The 19,200-nt window shown below is 65.1% G+C and carries 16 protein-coding genes; 3 read left to right on the top strand and 13 right to left on the bottom strand.

Features of this window, described 5'->3' with window-relative positions; genetic code table 11:
- Positions 1-2: 2 nt before the first annotated feature.
- From doeA to ehuR, 9 genes are all read right to left on the bottom strand, one after another.
- A complete protein-coding gene (gene doeA / locus AC1Q6Z_RS12160; protein ID WP_492647994.1) occupies positions 3-1,184 on the bottom strand; it encodes an ectoine hydrolase DoeA in 1,182 nt (393 codons plus the stop codon).
- A gap of 34 nt (positions 1,185-1,218) precedes the next feature.
- The gene (eutC, locus tag AC1Q6Z_RS12155; RefSeq protein ID WP_492647993.1) at positions 1,219-2,211 is read right to left on the bottom strand and encodes an ectoine utilization protein EutC; all 993 of its coding nucleotides are present in this window, start codon (positions 2,209-2,211) and stop codon (positions 1,219-1,221) included.
- A complete protein-coding gene (gene eutB, locus AC1Q6Z_RS12150) occupies positions 2,208-3,209 on the bottom strand; it encodes a hydroxyectoine utilization dehydratase EutB (RefSeq protein ID WP_492647992.1) in 1,002 nt (333 codons plus the stop codon). The genes eutC and eutB overlap by 4 nt, the downstream gene beginning before the upstream one ends.
- Positions 3,210-3,212: 3 nt before the next feature.
- A complete protein-coding gene (eutA, locus tag AC1Q6Z_RS12145; RefSeq protein WP_439655479.1) occupies positions 3,213-3,989 on the bottom strand; it encodes an ectoine utilization protein EutA in 777 nt (258 codons plus the stop codon).
- A complete protein-coding gene (gene ehuD, locus AC1Q6Z_RS12140) occupies positions 3,989-4,651 on the bottom strand; it encodes an ectoine/hydroxyectoine ABC transporter permease subunit EhuD (RefSeq protein WP_256116388.1) in 663 nt (220 codons plus the stop codon). The genes eutA and ehuD overlap by 1 nt, the downstream gene beginning before the upstream one ends.
- A gap of 2 nt (positions 4,652-4,653) precedes the next feature.
- The gene (ehuC, locus tag AC1Q6Z_RS12135; RefSeq protein ID WP_327509192.1) at positions 4,654-5,313 is read right to left on the bottom strand and encodes an ectoine/hydroxyectoine ABC transporter permease subunit EhuC; all 660 of its coding nucleotides are present in this window, start codon (positions 5,311-5,313) and stop codon (positions 4,654-4,656) included.
- 73 nt (positions 5,314-5,386) lie between these two features.
- Positions 5,387-6,238, bottom strand: a complete 852-nt coding sequence (gene ehuB, locus AC1Q6Z_RS12130; protein ID WP_492647991.1) for an ectoine/hydroxyectoine ABC transporter substrate-binding protein EhuB — start codon at positions 6,236-6,238, stop codon at positions 5,387-5,389.
- A gap of 56 nt (positions 6,239-6,294) precedes the next feature.
- Positions 6,295-7,080, bottom strand: a complete 786-nt coding sequence (gene ehuA, locus AC1Q6Z_RS12125; RefSeq protein WP_492647990.1) for an ectoine/hydroxyectoine ABC transporter ATP-binding protein EhuA — start codon at positions 7,078-7,080, stop codon at positions 6,295-6,297.
- 120 nt (positions 7,081-7,200) lie between these two features.
- The gene (gene ehuR, locus AC1Q6Z_RS12120; protein ID WP_492647989.1) at positions 7,201-8,586 is read right to left on the bottom strand and encodes a MocR-like ectoine utilization transcription factor EhuR; all 1,386 of its coding nucleotides are present in this window, start codon (positions 8,584-8,586) and stop codon (positions 7,201-7,203) included.
- Between the two features lie 102 nt (positions 8,587-8,688).
- Here ehuR and AC1Q6Z_RS12115 point away from each other — a divergent pair, with 102 nt between their 5' ends.
- From AC1Q6Z_RS12115 to AC1Q6Z_RS12105, 3 genes are all read left to right on the top strand, one after another.
- Entirely contained in the window at positions 8,689-9,171 is a 483-nt protein-coding gene (locus AC1Q6Z_RS12115) for an Lrp/AsnC family transcriptional regulator (RefSeq protein ID WP_492647988.1), read from the top strand.
- Positions 9,172-9,291: 120 nt separating this feature from the next.
- Complete coding sequence (locus tag AC1Q6Z_RS12110; protein WP_492647987.1) at positions 9,292-10,788, top strand: NAD-dependent succinate-semialdehyde dehydrogenase; 1,497 nt, start codon at positions 9,292-9,294, stop codon at positions 10,786-10,788.
- 11 nt (positions 10,789-10,799) lie between these two features.
- Positions 10,800-12,173, top strand: a complete 1,374-nt coding sequence (locus AC1Q6Z_RS12105; RefSeq protein WP_492647986.1) for an aspartate aminotransferase family protein — start codon at positions 10,800-10,802, stop codon at positions 12,171-12,173.
- 48 nt (positions 12,174-12,221) lie between these two features.
- On the opposite strand, the gene AC1Q6Z_RS12100 is transcribed toward AC1Q6Z_RS12105, so the two are convergent.
- The 4 genes from AC1Q6Z_RS12100 to AC1Q6Z_RS12085 all read right to left on the bottom strand — a co-directional run bounded on the left by AC1Q6Z_RS12100 (position 12,222) and on the right by AC1Q6Z_RS12085 (position 19,190).
- Positions 12,222-14,021 carry an NAD(P)/FAD-dependent oxidoreductase gene (locus AC1Q6Z_RS12100; RefSeq protein ID WP_492647985.1) on the bottom strand — a complete coding sequence of 600 codons (1,800 nt, stop codon included), beginning with the start codon at positions 14,019-14,021 and terminating at the stop codon, positions 12,222-12,224.
- A gap of 65 nt (positions 14,022-14,086) precedes the next feature.
- On the bottom strand, positions 14,087-15,160 hold the full coding sequence (locus AC1Q6Z_RS12095) for a 2,3-butanediol dehydrogenase (protein ID WP_492647984.1): 1,074 nt from the start codon (positions 15,158-15,160) through the stop codon (positions 14,087-14,089).
- A 161-nt stretch (positions 15,161-15,321) separates the two neighbouring features.
- Positions 15,322-17,184: a sigma-54-dependent Fis family transcriptional regulator gene (locus AC1Q6Z_RS12090; RefSeq protein ID WP_492647983.1), complete on the bottom strand. Its 1,863-nt coding sequence runs from the start codon at positions 17,182-17,184 to the stop codon at positions 15,322-15,324.
- A 68-nt stretch (positions 17,185-17,252) separates the two neighbouring features.
- Entirely contained in the window at positions 17,253-19,190 is a 1,938-nt protein-coding gene (locus tag AC1Q6Z_RS12085) for a MacB family efflux pump subunit (RefSeq protein ID WP_492647982.1), read from the bottom strand.
- Positions 19,191-19,200: the final 10 nt, after the last annotated feature.

The raw sequence follows: 19,200 nt of genomic DNA, 5'->3' as shown, positions 1-19,200 counted from the left end.
GCTCAGTCCTTCACGAGAAGCTTGCGCGGCACATTGGCCAGGCACTCGACACCGGTCTCGGTGATGAGGATGCTTTCCGTCGTCTCGAAACCCATGTCTTCCAGCCAGAGGCCGGTCATGAAATGGAAGGTCATGCCGGGCTTGAGCTCGCTCTTGTCACCGGGGCGCAGGCTCATCGTGCGCTCGCCCCAGTCCGGCGGGTAGGAAACGCCGATGCCGTAGCCCGTGCGGTTGTCCTTCACGATTCCGTATTTCTTCAGCACGCCGAAGAAGGCATTGGCGATGTCCTCGCAGGTATTGCCCGGCTTTGCGACCGCAAGCCCCGCCTCCATGCCTTCGAGCGTCGCCTTTTCGGCATCGATGAAGGCCTGCGTCGGCTTGCCGAGGAAGACGGTGCGCGACAGCGGCACGTGGTAACGATGGTAGCAGCCGGCGATCTCGAAGAAGGTGCCCTCGCCGGATTTCATCGGCCGGTCGTCCCAGGTGAGATGCGGCGCGGAGGCCTCGACGCCCGACGGCAGCAGCGGCACGATCGCCGGATAATCGCCGCCGATGCCATCGACGCCGCGCGTGCCGGCGTCATAGATTTCGGCCACCAGGTCGCATTTGCGCATGCCGACCTCGATCTTGTCGAAGATGCGCTGGTGCATGGCCTCCACGATACGCGCTGCATTGCGCATGTACTTGATTTCCGTCTCGCTTTTCACCGCGCGCTGCCAGTTGACGAGCGCGGTCGCATCGACAAAGCGGGCATTCGGCAGGTGTTTTGTGAGCGAGGCGAAGGCGGCGGCGGAAAACCAGTAATTGTCCATCTCGACGCCGATCGTCAGCTTATCGAGGCCGCGTTCGGTGAGCTTGGCCGAGAGGTAATCCATCGGGTGGCGCTCGGTGGACTGCACGTAGTGGTCCGGATAGCCGATGATATTCTCGTGTTTGAGATAGGCGGTGAACTTCGCGCCGGTGGCATCCTGGCCGCGGCCATACCAGATCGGCTCGCCGGTCGGCGGCACGACGACGCACTGGTGCACATAGAAGGACCAGCCGTCATAGCCCGTCAGCCAGTTCATGTTCGACGGATCGCTACAGATCAGCACGTCGATGCCCTTGGCCTCCATGGCCTTCCGCGTCTTTTCAAGGCGCGTTTCATACTCCGGAAGTGAGAACTTCAGGTTCGCTTGTTTCATCGGTGTTTCCTCTATACCCGGCGAAAAGCCGGTCTCAACTCTCGAAGGTCGTGCCGGCACCCGCCGCAGCCGCGCGGGCGGCGGCAAGCGTTGCGATGGCCGTGTCCTGGATGCCCGTGCCGGTGAGATCCGCCACGGTGATCTGCTCGGGGCCGCTGCGGCCCGGTTTGCGCCCGGCGATGATCTCGCCGAGTTCGGGGAAGGTGGTGCCTTCGGTGACAAGCCCCGCCTCGATGGCATGGTGCAATTCGCCGAGCCGGCGCGTCTGCTTCAGGCTGTCGGCGACATAGAGGCCGGCGCCGGTAATGGCCGCCGGCTCGATCTCGTTCTTGTGCTCGGCATCCGAGCCCATGGCGGTGATATGCTGGCCCGGCTGCAGCCATTCGGCCTTGAGGATCGGCGTTTCGGAGGGCGTGGTGGTGACGATGACATCCGCCCCATCGACCGCCGCCCGACCATCGGTTTGCGCCCGTACGGGGAAGCCCAGCTTCAGCGCCAGCTCCGCCGCAGCCTCCTCGGCCTTCGCTTCATCCCTCGCCCAGATGCGGGCTTCGCGGATCGGGCGAACAAGGCTCAGCGCTTCCAGTTGCAGCTTCGCCTGCATGCCGGCGCCGAAAATGGCGGCGACCGACGCGTCCGTGCGCGAAAGGTATCGCGCTGCAACGGCACCGGCGGCGGCCGTGCGCACATCCGTCAGGTAGCCGTTGTCGAGCAGCAAGGCCTGCACGAGGCCGGTCTTCGTCGAAAACAGCACCATCAGGCCATTGGTGCTCGGCAGGCCGATCTTCGGATTGTCGAAGAAGCCGGGACTGATTTTTATGGCAAAACCATCGAGGCCGGGCACATAGGCGGTCTTCACGTCCACCTCCGCCCGCTGCTCCGGCATGTCGAGCCTGAGGATCGGCGGCATGACGACGGCCTTGGTGGCAAGCGCGTGGAACGCCTCCTCCACGCAGGCGATCGCCTCCAGGTCGAGCGGCACGATGCAGCGCAGGTCCGCTTCGGTCAGTATCTTCATCTTCGTCACGCCGCGTCCTCCGCAAACGGATCGGCCTCGCCGTTGATGACCCGCTGGTGCAGGCCCATGTCGACATTGCGGCCGGAAAGAATGACGGCCACGGGGCCGTCGAGCCTGCCGAGACGACCCGAAAGCAGCGCCGCGATGCCGACCGCAGCCCCTCCTTCGATCACCTCGCATTCTTGCGTATAGGCATGCCGCATGCCGGCCGCGATCTCGGCTTCGGAGAGCAGGATCACCTCGTCGAGCAGCGCGCGGCACATGCGGAAGGTCACGGCATTGTCGAGGCCGATGCCGCCGCCGAGCGAATCCGCAAGGCTCGCCACCTCCTCGACCTGTACTGGCCGCCCCGCATCGAGGCTCGCCTTCATCGCCGCGCCGCGTTCCATCGTGAGGCCGATGACGCGCGTCTTCGGCGAGCGCCCCTTCACCGCCGCAGCCACACCCGCGGCAAGCCCCCCGCCCGAGAGTGGCACGAGCATGGTGGCGACATCCGGCATCGCCTCGACGATCTCCAGGCCAAGCGTCCCCTGCCCCGCCACCACGGCGGCATTATCGAACGGCGGCACCATGACGAGGCCGTCTTCGGCGACCAGCCGGTCCACCTCGACCTGCGCCTCGTCCTGCGACCGGCCGACGATGCGGACAGTCGCACCGAGCCGGCGGATTTCCGCCACCTTGTTTTCCGGCACCAGCCGGGACATGCAGATCGTCGCGACCGAACCTTCGGCCTTCGCCGCATGGGCAAGTGCGCGGCCGTGATTGCCCGTCGAGGCGGCAACGACGCCCCTCGCCCGCTCTTCCGGCGAAAGCGAAAGCACGGCATTGGTCGCGCCCCGCAGCTTGAAGCTGCCGGTCGTCTGGTGGTGTTCGAGCTTCAGGCCCACCGGCACGCCGCAGCGTTCGGATAGCGATGCCGACAGCACGAAGGGCGTGCGCAGGATGCGGCCCTCGATGCGCCGGGCAGCCTGTTCGATATCGGCCAATGTCACGGGAAGGTTTGCCATGGCTTACCGACCCGGATAGGCAAGCGTCATCAGCCGGCCAAGCTCCGGCCGCGCTGCATCGTCGCCGCACAGCCGCAGGCAGGCCCAGGCCGTCGCAAGATTGCTGGTCACGACCGGCTTGCCGATGGCGGCCTCGATTTCAGCCGCAACACCCGCCGCGCGTACAGCCGTGCAGGAGATAAAGAGCGCATCGCAGTCGGGCGCAGTCGCCTCCTTCGCAAAGGCGACGATTTCCGCCGGCGAAATCCGCGCCATCTCGCGATCGTCCGTCAGGCCGAGGCAGGTGAAGCGGGCGATGTCGAAACCGAGCGCGATAAAATAGTCCGCCATCGGCTTGCTGGTTTCGATCGTGTAGGGCGTCAGGACAGAGATCCGCTTCGCACCGAAGGCCTTCAGGCCTGACACCGCAGCGGCGGTCGGCGTCACCACGGCCGCAGTCGGCTTGGCCGCCTTCACCGCCGCCTTCACAGCAGCGTCGCCGATGACGACCGAGGCCGAGGTGCAGGAATACATCACAACGTCGAGCGGCTCGTCCGGCAGGATGAGCGCCGCGCCGGCCGTCAGCGACGGCTGCATGGCACGCAGGTTCTCCGGCGTCACCGGATTGGCATAGGGAATGCGGGTGACATAGACGCCGATCCGCTCATTTGCCACCATGCGCTGGAAATCCACTTCCGTCGTGTGGTCGGTGGCAAGGATGATCAGGCCGATGCGCTTTGCGAGCGGGCGGTCATCGAGTTTTGGCGCACGGGAGGCGAGAGCAAGGTCCAGGCTCTGCATCAGCGTTCCTCCACGCGGGCATAACGCTCTTCCAGCCAGCGCAGGAAGACGACGGAGATGAGGCTCATGATCAGGAAGAAGATGCCGACCATCGTCATCGGCTCGATATAGCGATAGCTGCTGTTGGCGACGCTCTTTGCCTGGTTCATCAGCTCTAGCACGGTGATGGCGGAGAGCAGCGGCGTCTCCTTGAACATGGCGATCAAGTAGTTGGCGAGCGCCGGGATCATCGGCGGAATGGCCTGCGGCAGGACGACGTGGATCCAGGTCTGGCGCGCGGAAAGGTTCGTTGCCTTCGCCGCCTCCCACTGGCCGCGCGGCACGTTCTCGATGCCGGCGCGGTAGACTTCCGCCGCATAGGTGCCGTAGTGCACGCCGAGCCCGATGACGCCGGCCAGCAGCGCCGGCAGGCGGATGCCGATATCCGGCAGCACGTAGAAGATGAAATAGAGCTGCACGAGCAGCGGCGTGCCGCGGATGAACTCAACGATGAAACTGGTTGCGCGCGCGATCGGCTTCGGCGCGGTCATGCGCAGGATGGCGAAGACGAGGCCGACCACGGCGGCGACGGCGGCACCGAGCACGGTGGCGAGAATGGTAATCTTCAACCCTTCGAGCAGGGTCGGCATGATCTCCCAGACGAAATTCCAGTCCCATTCCATCGTCAGGTCCTCACGCCATCGAGGCCGCGGGTGACGCGACGCTCCAGCCAGCGCATGCCGGTGGAGATCGCCAGCGCCATCAGGAAGTAGAGCACGAGGATCACCGCGAAGGGGATCAGCGTGCTGCCGGTCTGGGCGCGCACAACCTGCGCCTGGAAGGTCATGTCGGTGAGCGAGATCAGCGATACGACGGCCGTGCCCTTCAGAAGCTCGATCGCATTGTTGCCGAAGGTCGGCAGCATCAGCGGCAGCGCCTGCGGCAAGATAACATGGCGCATCGCCTGGCCGCGCGTCAGGTTGAGCGCCACACAGGCCTCACGCTGCTCTCGGCCGATCGCCTTGACGGCGCCGCGCACCACCTCCGCCCCATAGGCGCCGACATTCAGCCCCAACGCGAGCACACCGGCCTGGAGCGGCGACAGCGTGACACCGGCAAAGGGCAGCACGAAATAGACCCAGAACAGCTGGACGAAGATCGAGGTGCCGCGGAAGAATTCGATATAGGTGGTGGCGAGCGCGCGGACCGCCATGAAGCGGCTGACGCGGCCAAGCCCGGCGACGAACGCCATGATGACGGCGAGCACCGATCCCATGAGGGTGAGCTGAAGCGTCACGAGCGCGCCTTGCAGGATCAGCCCTATATAGCCGGACCAGTCGGTCATCATCTTCCCGTACGAGAGTGGTTGAAGTAGAGCACTCCCTTCATAAGGGAGTGCTCGATATGCAGGCCGACGCTTACTGCGCCGCGCAGAGCTTTTCGCGTGTCGTCGACATGGCGGCGGCGGCGGAGAAGCCGTAGGGCTCGATGATCTTGGCGAAGTCGCCGGATTCCTTCAGCTTGGCGAGTTCGACGTCGAAGGCATCGCGCAGCGCCTCGTCGCCCTTCTTGAAGGCGGCGCCGTCGCAATAGACCGGGGCGCCTTCGACCGGGGCCACGACCTCGACATTCGGGTCGCTTGCCTTGGAAACGAGGTCGTTGATCGACAGCACCGGCAGCGAATAGACGTCAATACGGCCGTCCTGCAACATCTTCAGGCCGCTCTGGCCATCCGGCACCACGATGACGCGGTCGCGCGGCACGCCGGCCTCGAGCGCCAGCTTTTCTTCCGTGCCGCCGCCCGGCGCGCCGATCTTGGCATCCGGATTGTCGGCGATGTCCTTGTAGCTCTTGAGGCCGAGCGGGTTGCCCTTCTTCAGCGCAAAGGCTTCAGCATCGCAGAGGATCGGCTCCGAATAGGAGACGGCGGCGCACCGCTCCGGCTTCATGAAGAGGCCGGCGGTGATGACGTCGTGGCGGCCGGCCTGGAGGCCGGGGATCATCGCGCCATATTCCGAGATCGACGCGACGATGTCCGCAACGCCGAGGCGCTTGAAGACCTCGCGGGCGACGTCGGGAGCTGCACCCGAAACCTTGCCGTCAGCGGCGACTGCCGTGAACGGCGGCTCGTTGGCGATGGCGACGCGGGCGAAACCCTGTTCCTTCAGCTCCGCAAGCTTGCCGTCATCGGCCGAAGCCGGGGCTGCGGCGACGATTGCCATCAGTGCGCTTGCACCCGCGGCCATGTTCCAAAAATGTCTGCTCTTCATTGTTCCGAACTCCTCTGGTTGTTGCTTGGAGCAATTCTCTTGAGGTTTCTACGCCCTCAGACGCGGTGCCCTGCCGCGATGATCTTGCGCAGGAAGCTTTGCGTGCGCTCCTGCTTGGGATGGGTAAAAATGTCGTCCGGCTTGCCTTCCTCGACGATCTTGCCGCGATCGAAGAACAGCACGCGGTCGGCGAAATCGTGCGCAAAACCCATTTCGTGGGTGACGAGCAGCATGGTCATGTCGGTCTCGGCGGCGAGCTTGCGCATGACGTTCAGCACCTCCTCGACAAGCTCGGGATCGAGCGCGGAGGTGACCTCGTCGAACAGCATGATCTTGGGCGAGAGCGCGAGGGCGCGGGCGATGGCGACACGCTGCTTCTGTCCGCCGGACAATTGGGCGGGCATGTTCTTCGCCTTGTCGGCGAGGCCCACCATGTCGAGAAGCTCCATCGCCCGCTTCTCAGCCGCCGCCCGCGCCACACCCTTGGTCAGCATCGGCGCGAGCGTGACATTGTCGAGCACGCATTTGTGCGGGAAGAGATTGAAGTGCTGGAAGACCATGCCGATCTTCTCGCGCATTCGATGCAGGTGGCGCTCGTCGGCCGGCGCAAGGCTGCCGTTCTTCGGCATGTGGTAAAGCTGGTCGCCGTCGACCTGGATATGGCCGCCGCTGATCGTCTCCAGCGTCATCAGGATGCGCAGGATCGTCGTCTTGCCGGAACCGGACGGGCCGATGAGCGCGAGTTTTTCGCCCGGCAGCACCTCCATCGACAACCCGTCGAGCACGGTCAGCGGGCCGTAGCGCTTCGTGATGTTGTCGATGCGGATGATCGGTGCAGCCATGCATGTCTCTCCCTGTTGAGACGTGATGGCCTAACGATGCGCGGCGATCTAAATCATGTCAATCCGAATAATAATATCATGACAATTATTGTCCTGTCGCCTCTTTGGCAGGCATTTGCCTCAAATCGCGAGCAGCAACGCCTCCGGATTTCCGCTGGCCAATGAAGCCAGAATGCCGAGACCGGTGCGAAGTTCCTGCTCTGTCGTCGAGCCGAGCGAGATGCGCACGGCCGGGTGCCAGCCCTGATCCGCCGTGCGGAAGGAGGAGCCGGGAGCAATGGCGACACCGCGCAGGCGGGCCTGGGAGACGAAGCCCTCTTCCGTGTGCCCCTCCGGCAGCGGCAGCCAGACATGCAGGCTCTGCGGATGCGAGCGATAGGGTAGGCCCGCGAAGGTTTCCTCGGCAATGGCGTGGCGCGCGGCGAGCGCCCGGCGCTGCCAGTTGACGAGTTCCATCGCCGTGCCATCGCTGACCCAGCGCGTGGCGATCTCGGCGATCGACGGCGTCGCCATCCAGTTCGAGACGAGGTGCCTGTTGGCGACGGCAGCGACATAGCGGTCGGGCGCGGCGAGATAACCGATACGCAGGCCCGGCACCGTGATCTTGGTGAAGCTGGTGATGTAGAGCGTGCGCTCCGGCGCATAGGCCGCCAGCGGCGGCGCCCTGTTTTCGACCAAAGGCCCCAGAATATCGTTCTCAATGATCGCGATATCGTTGCGCCGCGCGACCTCGGCCAGCGCCTGCCGGCGCTCGGCGCTCATCAGCGTGGCGGTCGGGTTGATGACGGAGGGCTGGAGGAAGACGGCGCGGATCACGCCTTTCCGGCAGGCCTCGTCGAGCGCTTCGGGGATCATGCCGTCATGGTCGATCGGCAGGCCTTCCAGGTGCAGGCCGAGATACGTAGAAAGCGGCACCAGCGTGTGATGGCTGATCGCCTCGGTCGCGACGGTCGCGCCGGGTGGCGCCACACTCATCAGCGCCACGGTCATGCCGGAGGTCGCGCCATTGGTGAGGCTGATGTTGAGCGGCGAGATATCGAGGCCGCAACGGGCCAGCCATTCGGCCGCCACGGCGCGATGGCGCGGGAACACCATGTTCGGCCGGAAGGACAGCGCCGAACTCGACGGCAGGTTTTCCGCGAGCCAGCCAAAGGCTTCCCGCATGCGCTCCAGATGCAACTGCTCGCAGACGGGTTTCAGGATCGACAGATCGACCAGTTCACCGAGCCGTTCCGGCAGGTAGGGTGGCTCGGGCTCCTTCGGCCGGGTCTGCACGAAGGACCCGCGGCCGATCTCGCCGGAGATCAGGCCGCGGCGGATCAACTCGTCATAGGCGCGGCTCACGGTCTGCACAGACAGTTTGAGGTCGTCGGCGAGCTTGCGGTGTGGCAGAAGGCGTGTACCGTTCGGCAGCAGCCCTTCCTGGATGGCGCGGGCGATCTGCTCGGCAAGGGAGAGGTAGGCCGGCCGGCGCAATTGGGATATATCGGGACGCCAATTTGTCATGATTTCAACAGTGCTCAAATTCAGTTCAATTGACAACGCCAAAATGCCTTTCCATGGTCTTTTTCCCGTATTTGACATGATACCCGCCCGGAGGGCGACCGCATGAAACTCGACGCCATTGATTTCCGCATCCTGGAGGCGATCCAGGAGAACGGGCGCATCACGAAGCTGGCGCTGGCGGAAAAGGCGGGGCTTTCGCCGACGCCCTGCTGGCTCCGGCTGCGCAAGCTGGAAAAGGCGGGCATCGTCACCGGCTATCACGCACGAGTCGCGGTGCGGCGGCTGGCGCCGGTCGCGAGCGTCATGATGGAGGTGACGCTGGCCAACCACCGGCAGGCGGATTTCGACCGTTTCGAGCGCGCGGTGGCAACGACGCCGGAGATCGTCGCCTGCTGGTCGGTCGGCGGCGGCGTCGATTACATCCTGAAGATCATGGCGCCGGACATCGACGCCTACCAGCGCCTCGTCGACAGCCTGCTCGACCGCGAACTCGGCATCGACCGCTATTTCACCTACATCGTCACCAAGACGGTGAAGGAGGAGACCGTGCTGCCGCTGACGACGCTGCTGCCGTCGCCCGAATAGAGAGATTGTCTACGGCGCGTCTCCGATTTGGCCAAAGTCTCTGCCGCCACACCCGGCAATAGACAATCTGTCGTTCCGCCTCTGGCAGACTCCCGGCCACTGAAGCCAGAGGAGGCCGCCATGACCGCCGTATTCGCCCGGACGACTTTCCACGACGCGCTTGCCCGCCTCGCCGACCCTCACCTGCTGCGCGAACTCTCCTATATCGGCGGCCGCTGGGTGGCGGGCCGCGAGGGCAACAGTTTTGCCGTGACGGACCCGGCCTCGTCCGCAACGCTCGCCTGGGTCGCTTCGCTCGATGCCGAGCAGACGACGGAGGCCATTTCCGCCGCGGCGCAGGCCTTTCCCGCCTGGCGGGACCTGCTGCCGCAGCAGCGCGCCGTCACTCTGCGCAAGTGGCACGGGCTGATCCTTGAGGCGCGCGAAGACCTCGCGCTGCTGATGACGCTGGAACAGGGCAAGCCGCTTGCCGAATCCCGCGGCGAGATCGATTACGCCGCCTCCTTCATCGAGTGGTATGCCGAGGAAGGCAAACGGCTCAACGCCGAGAGCGTGACCAGCCACCTGCCCGGCGCCGAGATGATCGTGCGACGCGAGGCGCTCGGCGTCGTCGGCATCGTGACGCCGTGGAATTTCCCCTGCGCGATGATCACCCGAAAGGCCGCGGCAGCGCTCGCCGCCGGCTGCACCGTGGTCGCCCATCCCTCCAGCGAGACGCCGCTTTCAGCCCTGGCGCTGGCCGAACTCGGCGAGCGGGCCGGCATTCCGGCCGGCGTCTTCAATGTGGTAACAGGCGATGCGGCGACCATCGTCGGCCGCATGAATGCCGATGCCCGCGTTCGGGCGCTGAGCTTCACCGGCTCGACGGAGATCGGCAAGCTGATCGCCGGCCAATGCGCGCCGACCATGAAGCGCCTCGTGATGGAGCTCGGCGGCCATGCGCCGCTGATCGTCTTCGCCGATGCCGATATCGACAAGGCAGCGGACATCGCGATCAACGCCAAGTTCGCCACCTCCGGCCAGGATTGCCTCGCCGCCAACCGCATCTATGTCGAGCGCCCCGTGCTTGCCGCCTTCACGAAAGCCTTCAAGGCGCGCATCGAGGCGCTGAAGGTCGGGGCCGGGCTTGAGGCCGGCGCGGAGATCGGCCCTCTGATGCACGAGCGCGCCATCGCCAAGGTGGAGGAACAGGTGGCCGATGCGCTCGCGCAGGGTGCCACGCTGCTGACCGGCGGCAAGCGCCACAAGGCCGGGCCGCTGTTCTACGAGCCGACGCTACTTGCCGACGTCTCCGATGATACGCTGATCATGCGCGAAGAAACCTTCGGCCCCGTCGCCGCCGTCACCCCCTTCGACAGCGAGGCGGAGGTGATCGCCCGCGCCAACGACACCGAATACGGCCTCGTCGCCTATGTCGTCACCGAAAGCGGTGCACGCCAGATGCGGCTTGCCCGCGCGCTGGAATACGGCATGGTGGCGATCAACCGCGTAAAGATCACCGGAGGCCCGATCCCCTTCGGCGGCTGGAAACAATCCGGCCTCGGCCGCGAGGGCTCGCGCCACGGCATGGAGGCCTTCACCGAACTCAAATATCTCTGCATCGATACGGCTGCTTGAAAGGAAAGACCATGCTCGACCAACGCAACGAACTGACCGCCTGGGACCGCGATCACTTCTTCCATCCCTCGACCCATATGGGCATGCACGCCCGCGGCGAAACACCGACGCGCGTCATCGCGGGCGGCGAAGGCGTCTACATCACGGACAGCAACGGCAAGACGAGCCTCGACGCCTTTGCCGGCCTCTATTGCGTCAATGTCGGCTACGGCCGCCAGAAGATCGCCGATGCGATTGCCGAGCAGGCCAAGAACCTTGCCTATTACCACGCCTATGTCGGCCACGGCACGGAAGCCTCGATCACGCTGTCCAAGATGATCATCGACCGCGCGCCGGAAGGCATGAGCCGCGTCTATTTCGGCCTCTCGGGCTCCGATGCCAACGAGACCAACATCAAGCTGATCTGGTACTACAACAACATCCTCGGCCGGCCGGAGAAGAAGAAGATCATCTCGCGCTGGCGCGGCTATCACGGTTCCGGCGTCATGACCGGCTCGCTGACCGGCCTTCACCTCTTCCACAATGCCTTCGACCTGCCGCGCGCGCCGATCCTGCACACGGAAGCCCCCTACTTCTTCCGCCGGCCGGATCGCTCGATGGACGAGGAGCAGTTCTCGCAATATTGCGCCGACAAGCTGGAGGAGATGATCCTCGCCGAAGGCCCGGACACCGTCGCCGCCTTCATCGGCGAGCCGATCCTCGGCACCGGCGGCATCGTACCGCCGCCGAAGGGCTACTGGCAGAAGATCCAGGCCGTGCTCGACAAATACGACATCCTGCTCGTCGCCGACGAGGTCGTCACCGGCTTCGGCCGCCTCGGCACGATGTTCGGCTCGGACCATTACGGCATGAAGCCGGCGCTGATCACCATCGCCAAGGGTCTCACCTCGGCCTATGCGCCGCTCTCCGGCACCATCGTCTCGGACAAGATGTGGGAGGTTCTGGTCAAGGGCTCGGACGAGCTTGGCGCTATCGGCCATGGCTGGACCTATTCCTCGCACCCGATCTGCGCCGCCGCGGGTGTCGCCAATCTCGAACTGATCGACGAACTCGGCCTCGTCGAGAATGCCGGCTCGACGGGCGCCTATTTCCGTGGCGAGCTGGCGAAGGCCGTCGGCGACCACAGACATGTCGGCGAGGTGCGTGGCGATGGCCTGATGGCGGCGATCGAATTCGTCGAGGACAAGGACGACCGGGCCTTCTTCGATCCCTCGAAGAAGATCGGCCCGCAGGTCTCCGCAGCCCTTCTGGAACGCGGCGTTATCGGTCGCGCCATGCCGCAGGGTGATATCCTCGGCTTCGCGCCGCCGCTTTGCCTGACGAAGGACGAAGCCGATATCGTGGTGAAGGCTGCGGCTGACGCGATCAAGTCGGTTCTCGGCTAAGCTCTTGGAAGCGGCGGGCGGCGACGAACGCTGCCCGCCGTTGCCGGCCTACTTCCGGTGATGCACCGGTTGGAGGGCATAGACCGGCGTCGGGATGCCTTCCATGCGCGCCTTCAATTGCAGCGACAGATATTGCGAATAGTGCCGCGACTGGTGCAGGTTGCCGCCGTGGAACCACAGCGCTTCCTGCTGCGTCGGCTTCCACATGTTGCGTTGCTCGCCTTCCCACGGCCCCGGATCCTTCGGCGTATCCGAGCCGAGGCCCCAGACCTTGCCCACCGTGTCCGCCGTCTGCTGGTCGATGAGATCGGCCACCCAGCCGTTCATCGAGCCGTAGCCGGTGGCATAGACGATGACGTCGGCCGGGATTTCCTTGCCGTCGGAGAGTTTGATGGAGTTCTCCGTGATCTCCTCCACCTGGCCGGCCGCAAGCTTGACCTTGCCGTCGATGATCAGTTGCGAGGCGCCGATATCGATGTAGTAGCCGGAGCCGCGACGAAGGTACTTCATGAAGAGGCCGGAGCCATCCGAACCCCAGTCGAGTTGGAAGCCGGCCCTTTCCAGCGCCGCGTAGAAGTCGGCGTCGCGCTCGCGCATCTTGTCGTAGAGCGGGATCTGGAACTCGTGCATGATCCGGTAGGGCAGCGACGCGAAGATCAGGTCGGCCTTGGCCGTCGTCACGCCATTGGCCAGCGCCTGCTCGGAATAGAGCGAGCCCAGGCCGATATCCATCAGCGTATCGGAGCGCACGATATGCGTCGTCGAGCGCTGGATCATGGTAATATCAACGCCCGCCTCGTAGAGGGCGGCGCAGATGTCGTGGGCCGAATTGTTCGAGCCGATCACCACGACCTTTTTGCCCTTGTAGCCATCCGGCCCCGGATGCTGGGAGGAATGATGCTGTTCGCCCTGGAACCGCTCGCGCCCCTTGAAGTCCGGGATGTTCGCCTTGCCGGACATGCCTGTCGCGAAGACCAGCTGCTTCGGCCGGAGCACCACCTCCTCGCCGTCGCGGTCGACAACGATCGTCCATTCCTTCGCCGCCTCGTCCCATTTGGCGGATTTGGCGGTGGAGCGGGTCCAGTAGTTCAGCTCCATGACCTTGGTGTAGAATTCCAGCCAGTCGCCGATCTTGTCCTTCGGCGCGAAGACCGGCCAGTTCTTCGGGAAATCGATATAGGGCAGGTGGTCGTACCAGACGGGGTCATGCAGGCAGAGCGACTTGTAGCGCTTGCGCCAGCTATCGCCCGGCCGGTCGTTCTTTTCGAGGATTATGGTGGGCACGCCGAGCTGGCGCAGCCGCGCGCCAAGCGCGATGCCGCCCTGCCCGCCGCCGATGATGACGGTATAGGGCTGCGTCTCGTAGCCGAGCGTGCGGGCCTCGTCCTCGCGCTCTTCCTTCCAGGTCTTGGCGCCGAGATTCTGGCCATGTTTTGCACCGAGCGGGCGGGTGAAGCCCGATTTCTCCTCGTGCCCCTTCAGCTCGGAAAGCGCCGTCAGCAGCGTCCAGATCAGGCCGTCCTTGAAACGCACGAGGCCATAACCGCGCCCGGTCGCTGTTTCGAAGGTGATCCAGCTTTCGAGCACGCCGTCCGCTTCCGTCGCCGCCTCGCCGGGAGCGACGCGCCAGTTCGACGGTTTGGCCGTGGAAAGCTGCGCCTGCAGCATGTCACGCACCTGGTCGCGGCCCTCGACGGTCTTGAGGTTCCAGGTGAAGGCGACGAGGTCGCGCCAGTAGCATTCCTCGGCAAACAGGTTGACGGCGTCGTCGATCCGGCCGGCTTCGAGTGCCGCGCCAAAGCTATCGAGAAGCGCCTGGATGCGGGTGGTCGGGGTCTTGTCGAGCATAGTTTCTCCTCCTGCTCAGTTTCAAAAACGGGGCGGCTCCTCAACCGCCCCGCAAGACGGATCGCCTATCGGGACAGGTCGATCAGGATTTTCAGGTGTTTGCCGGCGGGATCGAGCAGCTGGTCGAAACCCTCCGTGACGGCCTCGCTGAGCGAGACATATTTGGTGACGATCCGGCTCGCCGGGATCTGCCCGCTGGCGATGAGGCGGGCGACGCGGGGCCAGTAATGGGTCGGATAAGCCCAGGAGCCGCGGATATCGATGTCCTTGAAGGTGACGTCGAACCAGTTCAGCGGGTTTTCGCCGGGGTGGAGCCCGGTCTGCACGACGACGCCCTGCTTGCGCACCGCATCGGCGCAATTCTTCAGCGCATGTTCGTTGCCGACACATTCGATGGCGACGTCGCAGCCGACGCCGCCTTCCGTTTCGGCGCGGATCACGTCGCCGACCTTCTCCGTCTTCGGGTTGATCGTGCGAACCTCACCGAGCGCCTCCCGCGCCAGCGCCAGCCGGGTATCGTTGAGGTCGGAGAGGAAGAGCTGCGAGGCGCCGGCGGCGCGTGCGGCCATGGCGACGAGTATGCCGATCGGCCCGGCGCCGGTGACAAGCACGCTGTTGCCGGCTGTCACCCCGCCGCGATCGCAGGCATAGACGGCAACCGCCGTCGGCTCGATCAGGGCGGCTTCCTGATCGGAAAGCGCATCCGGAATGGGCTGGACGTTGTAGTCGTTGAGAAGCGCCGCCTGCGCCATGCCGCCGGAATGCCAGGACAGGCCGGCGAGCGCGAGATTGCCGCTCAGGTGAAACAGGCCGCGATCGGCATAATAGTCGCCGCTGCGCGGCATGATCAGCGGCTGGATCGACACCCGGTCTCCGGCCTTCACATGGCTGACACCTTCGCCCACCGCCTTGACGACACCGCCGAATTCATGGCCGAGGATCTGCGGCCCATGCGCGCCCGTAAAGGGATGCGGCTCCTTGGGTACGAAGATCGGGCCATAGGCATATTCGTGCAGATCCGTGCCGCAGATGCCGCAGAACCTGTTTTCGACAAGCACCTCGCCCGGACCGGGCGTGGGCGGCGTATCGACCTCCTCGATGCGCAGATCCTTGGCGGCGTGAAAGCGCAGAGCCTTCATTGGTTTTCCTCCTGTTGTTCTTGCACAGGAGGTCAGCAAGCGGCGTGCCAGAACGGAAAGTGGCTCGTTCTATCCGCTTTTTCAATGATTTACGAAACAGGCGGCTTGGCAGGCAAAGCTGATGCAACAGGTCACGCGCAACAGGTGTTGCGGCTGTTGCGTCAGTTGAGGCGCTTCAGGCGGCGGTGGATGGTGGAGCGGTTGACGCCGAGTTTGCGGGCGAGCGCGGAGACGTTGTTGCCGCAGTCGCTGAGTGCCCGGCGCAGTTCGTCGTCATCCTGTGCGGCCGGTTCGGCAAAGAGGTGCTCCGGCAGGCAATCGAGGTCGATAAGATCGCCCTCCGCAAGGGCAGCCGCCACGCGCAGCGCATTGGAAAGCTCGCGCAGATTGCCCGGCCAGTCATGCGAGAGCAGGGCGGCACGCGCCGCCTTGTCGATGCGGTAGGTCTGGCCGTTTTCCTTTTCGATGCGACGGAGCAACTGGTCGAGCAGCCAGCCGAGATCCTGCCGGTCGCGCAGCGACGGCAGCGTTAGGGTCGCGGCATTCAGGCGATAATAGAGGTCCTGGCGGAAGCGGCCTTCCTTCACCAGGTCGGCGAGATCGCGGTGCGAGGCGGAGAGCACCCGCAGGCGAACCGCCCGCGCCTTCAGAGCGCCGACCGGCTGGACTTCGTTTTCCGAGAGCACGCGCAGCAGCCGGCTTTGCAGCGCAAGCGGCATGTCGCCGATCTCGTCGAGGAACAGCGTGCCGCCGCTCGCCTCCTCGATAAGGCCACGCTTGCCCTTCTGGCTGGCGCCCGTGAAGGCGCCGGGCGTGTAACCGAAAAGTTCGGATTCGATGAGATGTTCGGGGATCGCCGCGCAATTGACCGCGACGAAATTGCCGGGATTGCCGCAACTGTCATGGATCGCGCGGGCGAGAAATTCCTTGCCGCTGCCGGTTTCGCCCTGGATGAGGATGGGGATATCGCGCGCCGCGAGTTTTGCCGCGCGCGCCTGCACCCGTTCCATCGCGGTATCACCGTTGCTCAGATCGCGCAGTGCGCGCGGCAGGCGCGACTCCGGCACCGCCGGCGCGCGGATGCTGACGGCGGGGGCGATGGCGCTGGCGAACAGCACCAGGCCGTTGCGGGCGCGCAGCAGCCGCTCGCCGTTCGGCCGCCCGCGCATGAAACGCGGCAGGTCGTCGACATCCATGTCGAAGACCTCGGAAATCGGCTGGCCGAGAAAATCGCGCGTTGCGACGCCGTGCATGTTCATCGAGCGGGCGAGCGCACCGAAACCGCCATGGGTCATGCCGGTGATGCGGCCGCTGCCGTCGAGCGCGATAGCCGCATCCGGATCGACATCGAGGAATTCCGGCGAACGGGCAAGGCGCAGCACCCAGTCGTTGCGGGTGCGCGTCATCAGGTTGGCAAGCTCGATGCGCCGCGTAGTGGAGGCGACGAGATGCAATGCCAGTTGCTGGCTCGCCTTGGCGGTCGGCGAGCGGAGCTGGGATATGTCGAGCACGGCCGTGAGGGCGCCCAGCGTGTCGAAGACCGGGGCTGCGGTGCAGGTCAGTCCGATATGGCTGGTATCGAAGTGATCGTCCTGGTGGATGATGACGGGCTCGCCGGAGACGATGCAGGCGCCGACGGCGCAGGTGCCGGCGCGGTTTTCCGACCATTCCGAGCCGAGATAGAGCCCGGCCCGGCGCAGCTGGTTATCGAAGGTCGGATCGCCCATGAAATCGACGGTGACGCCGCGTGCATCTGATAGCAGCAGCACATAGTTCTGCTCGGCGATCTGGTTGAACAGGGTTTCAAGGCCGGAGCGGCCGATGCGGATCAGCTCTTCCGCCTGCTCGCGATGCTCACGCAGCTTCACTTCCGGGACGATATAGGCTTCCTGCGCGACGGTCGGATCGAGCTTGTAATCGTGCAGGCAGCGCAGCCAGGACTGGATGACGGGCGCGTCGCGCGGGCTGACCGCGCCCATTGCGACGCGTTCGATCTCACGAATGTGCGACAGCGTCGACACCATGCATCCATCCTCCCACGCGCATGGTCGCACAGGAGGCGCTTGACGACAATCCATCTAGTCGGGGCCACTCAATCGGCGCCGAGCGCCACGGCCGGTTGCAGGTGCGAGGCGTTGCGGGCGGGCAGGTAGCCGAAGACCAGCCCTGTCAGGAACGAGCAGGCGAAGGCGAGCGCGACCGGGCCGATCGTGAAGCTCACCGGCATGCCGAAGGCCTGCGCCAGCCCGCCGACAGACAGCCCCAGCACCACGCCGATGGCCCCGCCGATCGCCGAGACGACCAAGGCCTCGATCAGGAACTGCAGCAGGATATCGCGCCGCCGCGCGCCCGTCGCCATGCGCACGCCGATCTCGCGGGTGCGCTCGCGCACGCTCACCAGCATGATGTTCATCACCCCGATACCGCCGACGAGTAGCGAAATCGCGGCGACCGAACCGAGAAAGAGCTTCATCGTGTTGGAGGTTTCGGTGAAGGCCTCGCGCACAGAGGACATGTTGGTGATCTGCGTATCCTCGGCCTTGTGGCGCTCGTTGAGCAGCGCCTGCACGGCCTCCTGCGTCTGGTCGATCGCGGCGGCATCCTCCACCTGCACGGTGATGGTGCGCACATTGCGCTGGCCGAAGAGCCGCATGCTGCCGGTCGACAACGGCACGAGGATCACGTCGTCCTGGTCGTTGCCGCCGGCACTCGCGCCCATCTCGCTCATCACGCCGATCACCTGGAAGGGGATCTTGTTGACCAGCACATATTGACCAAGCGGATTGCCGCCATCGGGAAACAGCGTCTTCGCCACCGTCTGGCCGAGCACGGCGACAGGCGCGTAGGTGTCCATGTCGTCGGCATTGATGAATTCGCCGGAGGCGACCGTCCAGCTTTTGGCGCGCGGGAAGTCCGGCACCGTGCCGTTGGCGGTCGTCTGGTAATCGATATTGCCGGAGCGCAGCGTAACGGAGCTCGTCATTTCCGGCACGGCGAAACTAACGTTCGGCACGGTGAGGATGGCGTCGGCATCGGACGGGATGAGCGTCACCGGCTGGCCGGTTCCGCGGAAATTCGCCATGTTGGGCCGCACCAGCAGCAGGTCCGAGCCCATCGAGGAGATGCGGTCGAGCACGGAATTCTGCGCGCCCGTGCCGATCGCTAGCATCGCCACCACGGATCCGACGCCGATGACGATGCCGAGCAGGGTCAGCACCGTGCGGAACAGGTTGGCGTGCAGCGCCCGCAGCGCCATCTTGATCGCCTCGGAAATATCGGCGATCGCGGCGGAACCCTCTTTCACCGCCGCATGCAAGCCGGCCGCGGCCTCCGAGGACGGCCGCGGTTTGCGGGCGCGGTCGGAGACAATGCGGCCGTCGCGGATCTCGATCAGCCGGTCGGCGGCCTCGGCCACCTCGCGCGAATGGGTGATCAGGATGATCGTATGGCCGTCCTGGTGCATCTTGCGCAGCAGCGCCATCACCTCCTCGCCGCTCTGGCTGTCCAGCGCGCCTGTCGGCTCATCGGCGAGGATGACGCGGCCGCCGTTCATCAGCGCGCGGGCGATCGACACGCGCTGCTGCTGGCCGCCGGAGAGCTGGTTCGGCCGGTGGTCGAGCCGGTCGCCGAGGCGCAGCGACTGAAGCAGCCCCTCCGCCCGCTCCTGCCGGTCGCGCGCCGGGAGGCCGGCATAGATCGCCGGCACCTCGACATTTTCGCGCGCACTCGCGGTCGGGATGAGATTGTAACTCTGGAAGACGAAGCCGAAGGTGCGGCGGCGCAGCGCCGCAAGCTCGTCCGTCTCGAAATCCGACACGGGCTCGCCGTCGATCCGGTAATCGCCGGAGGTCGGCTGGTCGAGGCAGCCGAGAATGTTCATCAGCGTCGATTTGCCGGAACCGGACTGGCCGATGATCGCGACGAATTCCCCCGCCTCAATATCGAGCGTGACGCCGTGCAGGACTTCCACGGCGAAACCGTCGTTGAAGAAGGTCTTTGTGACGTCCCGAAGGGAGAGGAGTGCGGTCATGGCATCGCCC

This window comes from Shinella sp. GW835-FHT14H05, assembly GCF_058793575.1.
Note: the sequence above shows the minus strand (reverse complement) of the source record. Positions and strands in the feature narration are given on the sequence as shown.

Excerpts from the sequence above, each read along its gene's own strand:
- AC1Q6Z_RS12100 (WP_492647985.1), bottom strand. The coding sequence starts at position 14,021 with ATGCTCGACAAGACCCCGACCACCCGCATCCAGGCGCTTCTCGATAGC.
- ehuC (WP_327509192.1), bottom strand. The coding sequence starts at position 5,313 with ATGACCGACTGGTCCGGCTATATAGGGCTGATCCTGCAAGGCGCGCTC.
- ehuD (WP_256116388.1), bottom strand. The coding sequence starts at position 4,651 with ATGGAATGGGACTGGAATTTCGTCTGGGAGATCATGCCGACCCTGCTC.
- AC1Q6Z_RS12085 (WP_492647982.1), bottom strand. The coding sequence starts at position 19,190 with ATGACCGCACTCCTCTCCCTTCGGGACGTCACAAAGACCTTCTTCAAC.
- AC1Q6Z_RS12095 (WP_492647984.1), bottom strand. The coding sequence starts at position 15,160 with ATGAAGGCTCTGCGCTTTCACGCCGCCAAGGATCTGCGCATCGAGGAG.
- AC1Q6Z_RS12110 (WP_492647987.1), top strand. The coding sequence starts at position 9,292 with ATGACCGCCGTATTCGCCCGGACGACTTTCCACGACGCGCTTGCCCGC.
- ehuB (WP_492647991.1), bottom strand. The coding sequence starts at position 6,238 with ATGAAGAGCAGACATTTTTGGAACATGGCCGCGGGTGCAAGCGCACTG.
- eutB (WP_492647992.1), bottom strand. The coding sequence starts at position 3,209 with ATGGCAAACCTTCCCGTGACATTGGCCGATATCGAACAGGCTGCCCGG.
- AC1Q6Z_RS12090 (WP_492647983.1), bottom strand. The coding sequence starts at position 17,184 with ATGGTGTCGACGCTGTCGCACATTCGTGAGATCGAACGCGTCGCAATG.
- ehuR (WP_492647989.1), bottom strand. The coding sequence starts at position 8,586 with ATGACAAATTGGCGTCCCGATATATCCCAATTGCGCCGGCCGGCCTAC.
- eutA (WP_439655479.1), bottom strand. The coding sequence starts at position 3,989 with ATGCAGAGCCTGGACCTTGCTCTCGCCTCCCGTGCGCCAAAACTCGAT.
- doeA (WP_492647994.1), bottom strand. The coding sequence starts at position 1,184 with ATGAAACAAGCGAACCTGAAGTTCTCACTTCCGGAGTATGAAACGCGC.
- AC1Q6Z_RS12105 (WP_492647986.1), top strand. The coding sequence starts at position 10,800 with ATGCTCGACCAACGCAACGAACTGACCGCCTGGGACCGCGATCACTTC.
- AC1Q6Z_RS12115 (WP_492647988.1), top strand. The coding sequence starts at position 8,689 with ATGAAACTCGACGCCATTGATTTCCGCATCCTGGAGGCGATCCAGGAG.
- ehuA (WP_492647990.1), bottom strand. The coding sequence starts at position 7,080 with ATGGCTGCACCGATCATCCGCATCGACAACATCACGAAGCGCTACGGC.